This window comes from Rickettsia sp. Oklahoma-10, assembly GCF_039954865.1.
Lineage (GTDB): Bacteria > Pseudomonadota > Alphaproteobacteria > Rickettsiales > Rickettsiaceae > Rickettsia > Rickettsia oklahomensis.
In genome coordinates this window covers 736,995-750,540 of sequence record NZ_CP157197.1, presented here as the reverse complement: position 1 = coordinate 750,540, position 13,546 = coordinate 736,995, and the positions used below count along the sequence as shown (strand labels likewise).

Sequence of the window (13,546 nt, the reverse complement as noted above, 5' to 3'; positions counted from 1 at the left end):
TCTGCGATGTCGCCGTAGATCTTATAAAGAATATGAGAAATTATAACTTCTGTTCCTTCTACAATCTTCCATAGTTTCACAAGCAACATATCCTGCAGTTAACCCTATTGTTACTATATTTTTGACACATTCGATAGAACCGGATAGTGAAATTTAAATTGCTCCACCCTAATAAGAACTGGATGTATATCGTAAGCAAGACTCACAAGACCAGCTGCCGTTGCGTGAAACAAATGTAGCGGTAAAGAATAATTAGCACTACTTACATCAGCAGCGAGTTCTTGAATAGAACCTACAAATTTCCGTTCACCACTATATTAGTAACATTTGTTATTGCTGAACTAGCATGTGTTGTGTAATCTGATTCAGCTTTGTTAACATTTGAAAAATGAATTACAACACTATCAAAGTAGCTGGATATTTTTTTGAGATTTGTAAGCCTCTAAGTTTTTAATATCATTTCCCCTTAAAATCAAATTGTGACACTTGCGACACAATGATAAATTAAATGTTAGATTATGTCCATGGACATTGTTAATAAAGGATTAATAATATATTAAAGCAAAGAGGGTGTTATTTAGCCATGAAAAAACTTTTTAATTTTTAGCTTATAGTTTTTAGATAGATTAGGCTTGAATCTGTATATATGTTTTTTATCAGCACTTTCAGGTCTAAATTTAACCTCGCCTTTAGTTGCTTTAATTATAATAATCTGACCAAGATCATTACCTATTAGGAATTCATATCACCATGCTGCAAACCTGCTTTATAAGCATTAATATTTTCGTCAATATTTTTTATTGTATTATTATTAACTAAAGCATCACGATCAAAACCATGATCATATAAACACATTTTTCCTTTCTTAATCAGCAAGCACTTTCGCTATGTCAGTCAAATCTATAGTGTTACCTTGTTCTATATATTTGTTTATATTTTTAACTATTTTTTTAAATAACCGCTTGTTGTGTTTTTGAGGTTTTAAATAAATCAAGCATAACATTATCTAATGATTTACTCTTATTACTATCTTTAATGAGATTATCTAAATAAGAAACAAAATCATGATAATAATCTTTAAAAAACTAATTATACTCATTGTATAAAGTCTTCAAATGTTATAACTGTAGAACACAAAGTCAAAACTCGACTAATTAATAGTCAGTCAATCCTTCACTCCACCAATATTTTAATTCCTTATCTTCACCTATATTTATTTTTTGACCTATCCAATTATATAAATGTTTATGGGCAGAGTGATATAACGATTATTTATCTAAACCTTTTGGAATAAAGGCAGTAAAACTATTTGCTACACTTGTTCTACCCATATGCCGAGGGTTATCACCCCTAAACCTAAATGCACGGCTATCCTATCCTTTAATAATTTTATCAAGGGAATATATAATTTCCTTATCCGTGAAATCAAACTGACCTTGCAAAGAAAGATATGACAGATTTTTCTGATCAACAATTTTGTAGATACGTAAATCCTCTGTGCTGCATACATACAAAGCACTAAGTAGCTATTCCTTTTTATGGTTAAATGTAAAAGGATTTACTAAGACCATAATTTGACACTGTTTCGAGCTATCAACAATATTATTCCATGCAATATTAAACTCTATTTAATCCTTATAATTAAACAGCTTGATTCCCATTTTAATTTCTAAACTGTAACTCTCCAATTGTACATAAAAGCAAGTTTGACATTCTTTATTTGTACATAATAGAACCACTTGCCCATGCATAAGGTAAATCTAAAATAACTTCGCCGTCCATAGTACCGATTATTTCCATGTTAACTTTAATAGCGGAAGCATTAAAAAGGTGTTATTTTATTGTCGATAAGTATTTGCAAATACTAAGTTTGAGACTAAAATTAGGAAGAATGTAACTTTTATTAAATTCATATGTTACTTTCTACCATTAATTTATATGCTTCTTCATCTTCAAGCCATTTGGCATTTTCTATTAAATATGTCTCTTGAAATTCTGCAAGTGTTCGATCAGGTGTACCTTTTAAATTTTTAAGCCCTTCAAATAAAATACCTAAAAAACTAATATTATGCTTTTTACAATAACTTCCTACATCTTCAATATGCTTCATGCAATTATCAACAAATACAATAAAACGAGCATTTAATTCATCAGAAAATTTTGATAAAGTACCGCTTTTTGAATGATTACCCGTCATAAATATCCCTTTATAAAACATAGCTTCATCCTTTTGTCCTGAATTATAAGCTACCAATTTTTCACTATCACAAAACTCTATACCAAATTCTTTTAATTCTTTATATCGCCAATCTTGCATAGAAAGGATATTACCGAATTCTCCGGTATTCATCTGTGTAAGACCATAAACTGGATAATTTTCTTTTAGATTATTTAAAACTTCTACCCACTCTTCATCAATTAATATTACCTTTCTCTGTAGTCGCCAATTACTGACAATTTCTTCATAATGATCATAATTACTTTTATTGTCTTTAATTCTATCAATCATTTGATTATAAGGTGCTGCTCTAAAAGTTTTTGATTTAGGGGTCATAATAGTATCGTCTATATCAAGAAATATTAAAGTATTAGAAGATGTATTTTTCATTATTAAATCATAAATTCTTAACGCACTATCAGCAGTTTCAAAATTTTTCATACGGTTTTTACTTTATATTATTAAAATCAATACCAAGCTCATCAGCCAAAATAACCATTAATTCAAGCCCTACTCTATTTCTCCATTTTCCTTGTTCATAAAAAAAGTGATAAGGACCACTAACCGGCGACGACAACCAAATTTCTTTTACTGCACTTTGTTTATTTATTACGTATACACCTTTATCAGTATCAAGATTTAATATATCACCTTGTAAATCTATGTATATACTTGTTTCTGTATCTTGCTCTTCTATCTTGTCTGCTATATATGCAATTGTTGTTTCAGCTATTTTACTAAATTCGGCATTATTCATAATCAATATATATCTATTTGTCAGGATCAATTTCCGGCTCAGGTATCTTAATCAAACTTTTTTTATAACTTTCAACAAATCTATTATGATCATTAAGGTTGTTGGAAAAATTATGCCTTCCTTTACCGTCAACTACAAAAAATAAGGCATCTGTTTTAGCAGGTTTTACTACTGCTTCTAAAGATTTTAACGAAGGACACGCAATCGGACCCGGCGGTAAACCTTTAATATAGTAAGTATTATAAGGCAGTTCTTGTAATAAATCTTTTTTTGTTAAAGCTCTTGCTAATTTAAATTTTCCCTCAGTCAAAGCATATATAGTAGTCGGATCAGCTTGTAGCTTCATATTTTTCTTTAAACGATTAATGAATACTGCTGCTATAATAGGCTTTTCTGCATTTGAGCCAGCTTCTTTTTCCACTATAGAAGCTAGAGTTAATACTTCAAGTCTAGTTTTTAATGGAGAATCCATTGGAAGATTTTGCATTACCTTATCTAAATTAGCAGACATTAAATTTCTCATTTGATCAATTATTTGCTCTTTTTGATCTCCATAAGAAAAAAAATACGTTGAAGGCATTAAAAAACCTTCAGGTATTATACCTTTTATTTCACCAAGTAATCGCCTTTCTTCATTAATTTTCTTTATAACCTCACTAACTACCGCACCTTCCGGCACAATTATCTTATGTATTATAGATTTACCACTTGCTAATATTCTTAAAGTCTGCAGAGGCGATATATTACGTGTAAACACATATTCACCACTTTTAAGAGGGCTTTTTACAGAATAAATTTTAGCAATTACTTTAAAAATTCTTGGATATTTAATTACTTCATTAAGATACAATTTTGTAACTATTTGATTTACAGATAATTTAGGTTCAATAATTATTGTTTTATTTTGAGTAAGATTACCCGGCACAACAATATAAAATATACTAAAATTTAGTAAAGTAATAAATACAATTAAAGATACTATAACTAAAAACAGTTTAGTTTTTAATAGATCTTTTAACATAACAACTATATTTTTTATAAAACTTAGAAATATTGATAAATATTACCACGAAACATGGTTCTTTCTTGACATTTGAAATAACATATAGTAAAGCTACCTTAAAGTTTGCCTGAAGTTAAATATTTGCTAAATTATAAGTTATATAGTTTTGCTAAATAACTCAATAGTTTTAATATTAAGCAATTAAAATATTAAAACTAGATGACCAATGAGCAACAAAATTAGTAATGCAAACTAATTTACTATAACAACAGTATACTCCTGTGAAATGAACAGTTGGAATTTTTACAAAAAATATAACTTTATTCATAGTTCATATTACTTAACCGGCATTAATACTGATCTTATAATGGGCATTATATATTATGATACAAGATCACAATACCGCTCTAAAACACGAAGAGCATACTAAAAGATTAAAAGCTTTACAAAATAAGTTAGGAAACTTATCCGGTTTCTTGATAACAATGCGTTCTGATCACAATGAGGAATATAAAAAAATTTCCAATGATTTAGAAATTTTAATGAAACAAATTAATACTATAAGAAAAAACATGGAAATATATTTTGTTATTATATTAATATTAATATTTATTATAATTCAAAAAATGTTATGGCCTACCGGTTTAAGTACTAATTTTTCTCTTTTAACAACTTTATTTTAGGCTCTAAGAACTCCTGTCTAATAATTTCTGCAGCTATATAAGAAGGTAATTGATTTGATTTAAATCTTAATTTTTGTAAGATTTTTTGACTTTCTATTACCTGTTTATAAGCTTTTTTAGAATTAAATAATAACTCTTGCAGCTTATTACTAATAAGAGTAGCTCGGCAATTAAATTGTATAAATTCTGGAATTACTTCGCTGCCAGCTATAATATTTATCAACGTAACATATTTTATTTTTATTAATGCTCTAATGATAAGAAAACTTAAAATATTAACCTTATATATTACAATCATAGGGGTACCAGAAGCAGCTATTTCTAAAGTATTAGTACCGGATTTTGCTAGAGCTAAATCAGAGACGGCATAAGTTTTAAGCCTTTCACTTGAAAATAAATAATGAAACTTAACATTTTCTAAAAATGGTTTTATTATTATCTTATGAGCAGGATTTGCAAGAGTAAATATAACTTTAAGATTCTTACAAATCTTGAGTATTTTTTCTATTGAGGAAATAAAAACTGGTAAATGTCTTAGAATCTCTCCTCTTCTACTTCCAAGAGTAACACATAGAATTTTCTCATTCTCATCTATTTTAAACTCTTTACGTAAAGCTATTTTATCACTATAAAACTCTTGCTCTATAATCGGATGACCTATATATCTACAATCAAGCCCTACTTTAGTAAAATATGGAGGTTCAAAGGGTAGTACAGCAAATAAACAATTATAAATTTTAGCGTATTTTATTGCTCTATCCTCTTTATACGCCCATACTGATGGAGCAACGATATGAATCATTTGTAGCTTTGGTAAAAGTTTTCTTACCTGCTTCGCAACACGATAAGTAAAACCGGGTGAATCTATGGTAATCAATAAATCAGCTTTACTATTTATTATATCCTCCACAGTTTTATCAATTAATTTTTTAAGCTTAAACACATGAGGTAAAATTTCTATAAAACCTATTAAATTTATTTCAGATATAGGGAATAAACTTTTAAAACTACCGGCTTCTTCCATATATTTACCGCAAACACCAAAAAACTGTACTCCTGTATTGTTTTTTAAATGCTGAATTATACACCCACCGATAAAGTCTCCTGACATTTCCCCGGCTATAAAGTAAATTTTTGCCATTTTGTTTAAGAATTCTAATTGTGAAGATATTGATTTTAAGGTTCTCAATTTCTACTTTTAATTGCTCTATTTCTTTTATAGATCTTTTTTTAATGAACAACTTTTGTGCTATTTTTATGCTTTTTATCACTCCCCATTCTTACCTACATTCTTTTATATCTTTTGTCATGCTTTGTTCTCTACATTACTTCTCCAGCAGACACTATATAATCATATTAAATACTATCTCATATTCTCAAAGTAATGCTATTACTTTGACTGAGCTATAACCTTTATCCTTAAGCAAATATTCTATAGCGTAATCAAAACTTATTATAATAATACTCATATTTTTCTATCTAATCATAGATTAAATTCAATTAAACGGTAACTTCAAGCTGCATCAATATGTATTTTAAAATTTCTAATCTCTAAGTATTTGACTTATAAGCACGCATCGATAAACGCAATTTCCGCCTCATTCAGTAAAGATATTCCTTCATCTGCAGGCATAGCGTAATCCATTAATAACTTACTGTCTAAATCTGTTATTTTAATATAATAACCCTTATATCTCTTGCCTTGAATCAAGATACTCTCTCAGCTCTTGCAGCTATATTCCTAAAATTTTCTTTAGAATTATAAGCCATGAGATTATAATTATAAATATTAATACTAGACACTTATATATGCAAATGAAATCTATCCATAATAGGCCTGATACTTTCATTTGAGAATCGCTAGCATATTTTGGAGCTTTTATATAACGCATCACCTAAATAACTGCATTTGCAAGAATTAATAGCTGCTATCAGCTAAAAACTTGGAGGATATTTTAATGTGCGTTCGATCTTGAGATTAGTATTTCACCGTTTTCAATAGGCTATCTTAATGAATCAATAATTATTGTGCGAAAATGTAGGTAATTCATATAAAAAATAATACTCCGTTATGAACAACCGTAATTGCACTAGGCTTTACTTTTTCCTAACAATAGTAGCAAGTGAACATGAATAACATGGTGTTCTAAATGGTTTTTCTTTGTTAAGTTTACCGTCTAACAATTTCTGGCAATACTTTTTTAATCATGCTGCACTCATAACATTTCTTTTGTAGACATTTTAGGTAAAATACTTGGCAGCAAGCCTTAATTTACCTGTTCCGGGAGAACTAAAACTTCAAAGGTTATACATTGCTGATACTGTTAATTTCTAACGCTCTTTTAACAATTTTTTGACATTTTATACCTTTAAAATCAGGATAATTTATCGGCCAATCTGCAACTCAGTTGCTATAGGAGTTAAAACTTGGGAACTTTAAAAGAGTTTCAATCAAATTACCTGCAACAAATATATTATTGTAACTCCACCAAGTAGCTTCCAAGCTGTTTTTACTTAAACCAATAAGTACTTTAATTACATCTAATCATTACCAGCAAAGTTCCACTTACCGGTAAGATCGAACAGTCTAACTAATAATTCTCATATTATAAAATATTCCGATATTTCAAGCTCTAGTAAAGTATTTATTGTAGTTTGAGCAGGCAACCGCAAGATTTAAATGACTTCCCTATCTTACTAAAGCTGCCTGAGCTAAATGTACCCAAATCTTTTTATAGGTAGTCCAAACCCTATAGAAGACAGTGCTGCTTAACTCGTTCTTTGAATGCGGCTTATAGTTTTAACAGCAAGCTGATAGAAAAGCAGGAATACCATATAATATTTCTACCTGTACGTCAACATCGATAATATCAATTCCATTACCCTTTAGCCTTGTTACATAAATTATTATAAAATTTTTCTTAAAATGCTATCCTACACTACAAGCTTGTAAGTATTTTTGTATGACTCTCAAAAATCCTCGGTATACTGTAGCCTGACCACAGCATCCAGCAGCATAACTATAATACTAATAATTGGAAATCCTGGTCAACCCACAGATAGTATAATAAAGAGTCATACAACAATCTGATCTCAACTATTAATCAAAAAAGTATATCACAGAACAAACTTAGCCAAGTCAAGATTAGTGATTATTTTTGATAATTGATTTTCTACGAATTGATCATCTATAGTTATTTTTTTGCCTTTCATTTCGCTAGCTTCAAAGCTTATATCCTCAAGTAAATTCTCAAGTATAGTATGCAACCTTCTAGCCCCTATATCTTCGACTTCTAAATTAACTGTAATAGCATAATCCGCTATCTTCTCAATAGCAGCAGCAGTAAATTCAAGATGCACATCTTCAGTACCTATTAACGCCGAATATTGCTTTATTAAACTAGTTTCAGGTTCAAGCAATATTTTAATCATATCATCTTTAGTTAGCGAATTTAATTCTACTCTAATCGGTAACCTGCCTTGTAACTCTGGTAATAAATCAGAAGGTTTGGCAATATGGAAAGCGCCAGAAGCAATAAATAATATATGATCAGTTTTAACCTGTCCATACTTGGTATTAACTGTCGTCCCTTCTATCAAAGGTAATAAATCCCTTTGCACTCCCTCTCTACTTATTTCGGCATTGTTTGAACCGGAACTAGGAGCTGAAGCTATTTTATCAATTTCATCAATAAAAACTATACCGTCATTTTCCGCTAAACTTATAGCTTGCTGAATAATTTTTTCTTGGTCTATTAATTTTTCTGATTCCTCAGGTATAATAATAGCCATAGCCTCTTTAACTAGCATTTTTTTTGTTTTAGTCTTACTGCTGCCAAGTGCTCGTCCGATCATATCACCAAGATTAAGCACACCCATTGATGCTCCAGGCATCCCTGGTATTTCAAAACTTCCACCACCAACAGGTGCAGTATCAGTTACACTAATCTCGATTTCTGTATCATTAAGTTCGCCACTTAAGACTTTTTCTTTGAATTTTTCTCTAGTCTCACTACTAGAAGTTTTACCTACTAAACTATCTAATATTCTCTCTATCGCTTTTTCACGCGCACTAATATCTACTTCTGTTTTTGCTAAAGTTTTTTTAGTATTAACGGCTATTTCAACTAAATCACGAATTATTGATTCTACATCACGCCCTACATACCCAACTTCGGTAAATTTAGTTGCCTCTATCTTATAGAAAGGAGAATTAGTGAGTTTTGCAAGCCTTCTAGCTATTTCCGTTTTACCGACTCCAGTTGAACCAATCATTAAAATATTTTTCGGTACTATTTCATTACGTAAATGACCTTCTACTCTTTTACGACGACAACGATTTCTAAGTGCAATAGCAACAGCTTTTTTGGCCTTTTCTTGACCTACGATAAATCTATTAAGTTCATTAACTATTTGAGAAGGGGTAAGTCCCATAGGGTCTTTTTTATAAGTAGTTTTAGTAGCTTTCATACAACTTTTTCCATTATAATATTATGATTAGAAAATACACACAAATCCGCAGCTATATTCATAGCCTTTAAAGCAATTTCTTCAGCAGTTAAATTATTCTTGTAAGACATTAGGGCACGAGCAGCAGATAGTGCAAATAAACCACCTGAACCGATTGCCGCAACATTATTTTCAGGCTCTACAACGTCACCATTCCCAGTCAAAATTAATATATGATTACGATCGGCAACAATCATCATTGCTTCAAGTCGTCGTAAATATTTATCGCTACGCCAATCTTTTGCAAGCTCAACTGCACTTCTAATTAGATTATACGAATATTTTTCTATTTTTGCTTCCAGTTTTTCAAATAAAGCAAGTCCATCAGCCGTAGATCCTGCAAAACCAGCAATAATTTTATTGCTTGCTATAGTACGCAGTTTCCTAGCACTAGACTTTAATATTGTATTGCCATGAGAGACTTGTCCATCTGCTGCTATAATTATTTCTTCGTTCTTTTTTAAACAAAGTATTGTAGTACCGTGTAAGGCTAAATTGTCTAACATAATATAAAATTTCTTGATATTAAGTTGTTAATTAAGTACTATATCCATAGTATTAGAATAAATTAAAAGTTAATAATATACCCGTGATAAAGGCATTATTAAGTACACGAGTATACTTGACTAATCCAATTTAATTAATTATTGTCCCTTGAATTTTCAAGACTTAAACTTAAATAATAATATATACGTAATATACATATAACTCTACAGAAAAAATAGTTTTTGAAGAAAGCTTTTCATGGATAGTTGCTCTTTAAATAAGCACATTTTGGGCTTTATACCATAAAATGTGGTTAGTATTTGCTTACTAATATTAGCAAAATTATTACGGCATTAATATTGAAGAGTTAAAGCTTATATTTATAGGGTTCGGTTTTTTTGCTTCAGATATTAGAAAGAATTCTTAAAAAAGAAATCATTACTGACTAGAGGATATTATAGTTGTAAATTCTAGCATTGAAGCTGAATTAAAATTTCTAAAACGTAATATAATCGTTTAATAGGAGTGTTGTTACATGAATAGGAACACGCCCTTAATGTCATTCCTGCAAAAGCAGAAATCCAATAAAAAACCTATACAAAACTTGGGTTTTAGGTTTATTTTGTCAATTAGTGTGTAATGTCTGTGGTAGTATTAATGTTATTTTGGATTCCCACCTACACGGGAATGAAATTGGTCGATGCAATAAAGCCTTTAACAGGAGTAAATGATGTACAATAAAGAAAATATTTTTGCTAAAATTATAGATAAAAATCTTCCGGCAGAAATAATTTACGAAGACGAACACATTTTAGCATTCAAAGATATAGCACCTGTAGCACCTATACATATTATCATTATACCTAAAAACGAATATATAGATTATGCTGATTTTATCTCTAACGCTTCCATAGACGAAATACAACATTTTTTTACTAAAATTTCTGATATTGCAAATGAAGCAGGTTTAGATAAAGACGGTTATCGTTTAATAACTAACAAAGGTGAGAAATCAGGACAAACTATTTTTCATTTTCACTTCCATATTATTGGTGGCAAAAAACTCATCGGACTAATAAATAAAAATGATTAAAAAATACAATATTGCAGTAATCGGAGCTACAGGAAACGTAGGGCGTGAAACTCTAAATATTCTCGCTGAGCGTAATGTCCCCATTAATAAGATTCATGCTATAGCTTCAGATAATTCTCTTGGACGAAAAGTAAGCTTCGGAGAAAAAATACTACAAATTAATAGTTTAAAGAATTTAGATTTTAGAGGGTTAGATATTGCTTTTTTTTGTGCTAGTTCAGAAGTCTCAAAAGAATTTATACCGAAAGCTACTGCTAATAATTGTATAGTTATCGACAAATCCTCACTGTTTAGAGTTGACAATCAAGTTCCATTAATTGTACCTGAGGTTAATTTATCAACACTTAAAGAGTTTAATACTAAAAATATTATTGCTAACCCTAACTGTATCGTAATTCCACTTGCAGTAGCATTAAAACCACTAGATAATGAAATAAAAATTAAAAGAGTAGTAATATCTACTTATCAATCGGTATCAGGAGCAGGTAAAACAGGAATGGATGAACTCTACGACCAAACAAAATCTCAATACGTGTTTAGAGAAAACGATCCTAAAAAGTTTCCAAAACAGATCGCATTTAACCTATTTCCTCATATAGGTGATTTAAATAAAGACGGCTATACAAGTGAAGAAGCAAAAATTGCTTTTGAGCTAAACAAAATTATAGGTAACCACTTTAAAGCTAGTGTTACTTCTGTCAGAGTACCAGTATTTATAGGTCATGCTATATCAGTTAATATAGAATTTAGTAACAAAATAGATGCTAACATCGCTAAAGAAATACTAGAAGATGCTGACGGCATCATTACAATTTCTAATAATAACGACCTTGCTTACATTTCACCTGTTGAAGTGGTAGGTGAAGATGCAGTATATGTCTCACGCATTAGAGATGACTTCAGTAGACCTAATACGCTAAATTTATGGATCACATGTGATAACTTACGTAAAGGAGCCGCTTTAAACAGCGTCCAAATTGCTGAAGAACTAATTAGTACTTATTTATAAAAAATAACTAAATAATATGAATAATAATAATTTAAATAAAAAAAACCCTTTAGTAATAGCATTAGGCGAATGCAGAACAGCTTTTTGGATAGTCTTTTGGTTTGCTTTTGTAATTAACTTACTAATGTTAATTACTCCTCTTTACTCGCTACAAGTTCTTGATAGAGTTCTTGGGAGCGGTAATCTACACACATTATTATTTTTATCGATAATAATCGCATATATTTATTTTGTTTACGGATTACTACAAATTGCTCGTTCTTTTACACTTATAAAGGTAGGAGAATGGCTTGATAGAACAGTAGCACCTGTGATTTTTGCTTCTTCAATTTCTGCAGCTGCAACACGAACAAATATGGGGTCTAGTCAGTTATTACGTGATTTTCAATCCGTCAAAACATTTCTAACAAGTACCGGCATTAATACTTTGTTCGATGCCCCATGGAGTATCATCTATATTGCAGTTATTTTCTCAATTCATCCATATATCGGTCTTATTACTGTTTTTGGTACAATTATCATAGTTTCAACTGCTTTCTTTAACGCAGTAGCTACTAATAAAACACTCGGTGAAGCTACCGAATTTTCTATAAAAGGCATGACCCAAGCTGATATTGCAAACAGAAATGCAGAAGCAATTGAAGCAATGGGAATGATGAAGAATGTTACGAAAAATTGGCATAAATTTAATATATCAGCCCTTGATAAGCAATCAGTTGCTAGCTATCGTAACGGTGTTATTTCTAACTTTTCAAGGTTTATCCGTAATATAATGCAAATGGCCGTTACTGGTGTCGGTGCTTATATTGTTGTAAAATCTCACAGTGCAGATATGACTCCTGGTAATATGATTATGAGCTCTATTATAGTCGGTAGAGCTCTTGCTCCTTTCGATAATGCTATTGAGTTATGGAAAAGCATCAGTGGTGCTATCAAATCATATAAGAATATTAATAATTTATTTAATACTTATACTTCTAGAGATGAAGCAATGCCAATTCCGAACGTTGAGGGCCATCTTACCGTTGAAAATGTTTATTATGCTCACCCTATACCAAAATATTTACCTCAACCTGTTGTACCGAAATATATCTTAAAAGGTGTTAGTTTTGCAGTACAACCAGGCGAAGTTTTAGCAATAATCGGTCCTTCTGCTACAGGAAAATCAACTTTAGCTAAAATCATAGTCGGGGTATGGAAAGAATCATCAGGTTCTATACGTTTAGATAGTGCTGAAATTTATCGTTGGAATAGAGAAGATTTCGGTCGACATGTTGGCTATCTTCCTCAAGGAATAGAACTTTTTAGCGGTAGTATTAAACAAAATATAGCTAGAATGGAAGAAAATGCCGATCCACAACAAGTTATTGAAGCAGCTAAAATAGCCGGCGCTCATGAGATGATATTAAGATTTCCCAACGGTTATGATTCTGATATTGGTCCTGCAGGCTCTAATCTATCAGGTGGACAGAGACAACGTATTGGGCTTGCTAGAGCTTTTTATGGCAACCCAAAACTCATCGTCTTAGATGAGCCTAACGCTAATTTAGATGAGACAGGTGAAGTTGCTCTTGCAAGTGCCTTAAAACAAGCAAAACTGAAAGGAATAGCAGTTCTTGTAATTTCACATAGACCTTCCGTATTATCCGTTGTTGATAAAATTCTAGTATTACAGGATGGAACCGTTGCAGTTTACGGAACTGCAGAAGAGATTCAAAAACACTTTAAAACTTTAAAAAGTGATACAATATCATATTAATGCCGACCAATAATGTCACATGGTTTAAC

13 protein-coding genes and 1 pseudogene are annotated in these 13,546 nt (G+C 30.7%); 5 read left to right on the top strand and 9 right to left on the bottom strand.

From position 1 onward, the window contains the following. Nucleotides 1-732: 732 nt before the first annotated feature. From AAGW17_RS03360 to AAGW17_RS03340, 5 genes are all read right to left on the bottom strand, one after another. Nucleotides 733-855 carry a hypothetical protein gene (locus AAGW17_RS03360; RefSeq protein ID WP_347938645.1) on the bottom strand — a complete coding sequence of 41 codons (123 nt, stop codon included), beginning with the start codon at nucleotides 853-855 and terminating at the stop codon, nucleotides 733-735. Nucleotides 856-1,909: 1,054 nt separating this feature from the next. Then, nucleotides 1,910-2,659, bottom strand: coding sequence for a DUF2608 domain-containing protein (locus AAGW17_RS03355; protein ID WP_347938644.1), 750 nt, complete (start codon nucleotides 2,657-2,659; stop codon nucleotides 1,910-1,912). Nucleotides 2,660-2,666: 7 nt separating this feature from the next. Then, complete coding sequence (gene cyaY, locus AAGW17_RS03350; protein ID WP_347938643.1) at nucleotides 2,667-2,975, bottom strand: iron donor protein CyaY; 309 nt, start codon at nucleotides 2,973-2,975, stop codon at nucleotides 2,667-2,669. 13 nt (nucleotides 2,976-2,988) lie between these two features. Then, nucleotides 2,989-3,996 carry an endolytic transglycosylase MltG gene (gene mltG, locus AAGW17_RS03345; RefSeq protein ID WP_347938642.1) on the bottom strand — a complete coding sequence of 336 codons (1,008 nt, stop codon included), beginning with the start codon at nucleotides 3,994-3,996 and terminating at the stop codon, nucleotides 2,989-2,991. A 175-nt stretch (nucleotides 3,997-4,171) separates the two neighbouring features. After that, nucleotides 4,172-4,306, bottom strand: coding sequence for a hypothetical protein (locus AAGW17_RS03340; protein WP_347938641.1), 135 nt, complete (start codon nucleotides 4,304-4,306; stop codon nucleotides 4,172-4,174). Nucleotides 4,307-4,361: 55 nt separating this feature from the next. Here AAGW17_RS03340 and AAGW17_RS03335 point away from each other — a divergent pair, with 55 nt between their 5' ends. Next, nucleotides 4,362-4,661 (top strand): hypothetical protein, encoded by a 300-nt coding sequence (locus AAGW17_RS03335; protein ID WP_347938640.1) that lies wholly within the window; start codon nucleotides 4,362-4,364, stop codon nucleotides 4,659-4,661. Here AAGW17_RS03335 and lpxB read toward each other — a convergent pair. The 4 genes from lpxB to hslV form a co-directional block, all read right to left on the bottom strand. Further along, nucleotides 4,630-5,802 carry a lipid-A-disaccharide synthase gene (gene lpxB / locus AAGW17_RS03330; RefSeq protein ID WP_347938639.1) on the bottom strand — a complete coding sequence of 391 codons (1,173 nt, stop codon included), beginning with the start codon at nucleotides 5,800-5,802 and terminating at the stop codon, nucleotides 4,630-4,632. The genes AAGW17_RS03335 and lpxB overlap by 32 nt on opposite strands. 423 nt (nucleotides 5,803-6,225) lie before the next feature. Then, nucleotides 6,226-6,372: a hypothetical protein gene (locus AAGW17_RS03325; RefSeq protein ID WP_347938638.1), complete on the bottom strand. Its 147-nt coding sequence runs from the start codon at nucleotides 6,370-6,372 to the stop codon at nucleotides 6,226-6,228. A gap of 1,406 nt (nucleotides 6,373-7,778) precedes the next feature. Further along, nucleotides 7,779-9,131, bottom strand: coding sequence for an ATP-dependent protease ATPase subunit HslU (gene hslU / locus AAGW17_RS03320; RefSeq protein WP_347938637.1), 1,353 nt, complete (start codon nucleotides 9,129-9,131; stop codon nucleotides 7,779-7,781). Further along, nucleotides 9,128-9,676 carry an ATP-dependent protease subunit HslV gene (hslV, locus tag AAGW17_RS03315; RefSeq protein ID WP_347938636.1) on the bottom strand — a complete coding sequence of 183 codons (549 nt, stop codon included), beginning with the start codon at nucleotides 9,674-9,676 and terminating at the stop codon, nucleotides 9,128-9,130. The genes hslU and hslV overlap by 4 nt, the downstream gene beginning before the upstream one ends. A gap of 148 nt (nucleotides 9,677-9,824) precedes the next feature. Between hslV and AAGW17_RS03310 the strand changes: the two are divergent. The 4 genes and pseudogenes from AAGW17_RS03310 to AAGW17_RS03295 all read left to right on the top strand — a co-directional run bounded on the left by AAGW17_RS03310 (nucleotide 9,825) and on the right by AAGW17_RS03295 (nucleotide 13,517). After that, nucleotides 9,825-10,176, top strand: a pseudogene (locus AAGW17_RS03310) (DUF2628 domain-containing protein). Between the two features lie 210 nt (nucleotides 10,177-10,386). Further along, a complete protein-coding gene (locus tag AAGW17_RS03305) occupies nucleotides 10,387-10,749 on the top strand; it encodes an HIT domain-containing protein (RefSeq protein ID WP_347939405.1) in 363 nt (120 codons plus the stop codon). After that, complete coding sequence (gene asd / locus AAGW17_RS03300; protein ID WP_347938635.1) at nucleotides 10,742-11,758, top strand: aspartate-semialdehyde dehydrogenase; 1,017 nt, start codon at nucleotides 10,742-10,744, stop codon at nucleotides 11,756-11,758. Before AAGW17_RS03305 ends, asd begins: the two co-directional genes overlap by 8 nt. Before the next feature lie 16 nt (nucleotides 11,759-11,774). After that, nucleotides 11,775-13,517 (top strand): type I secretion system permease/ATPase, encoded by a 1,743-nt coding sequence (locus AAGW17_RS03295; RefSeq protein WP_347938634.1) that lies wholly within the window; start codon nucleotides 11,775-11,777, stop codon nucleotides 13,515-13,517. Nucleotides 13,518-13,546 lie beyond the last annotated feature (29 nt).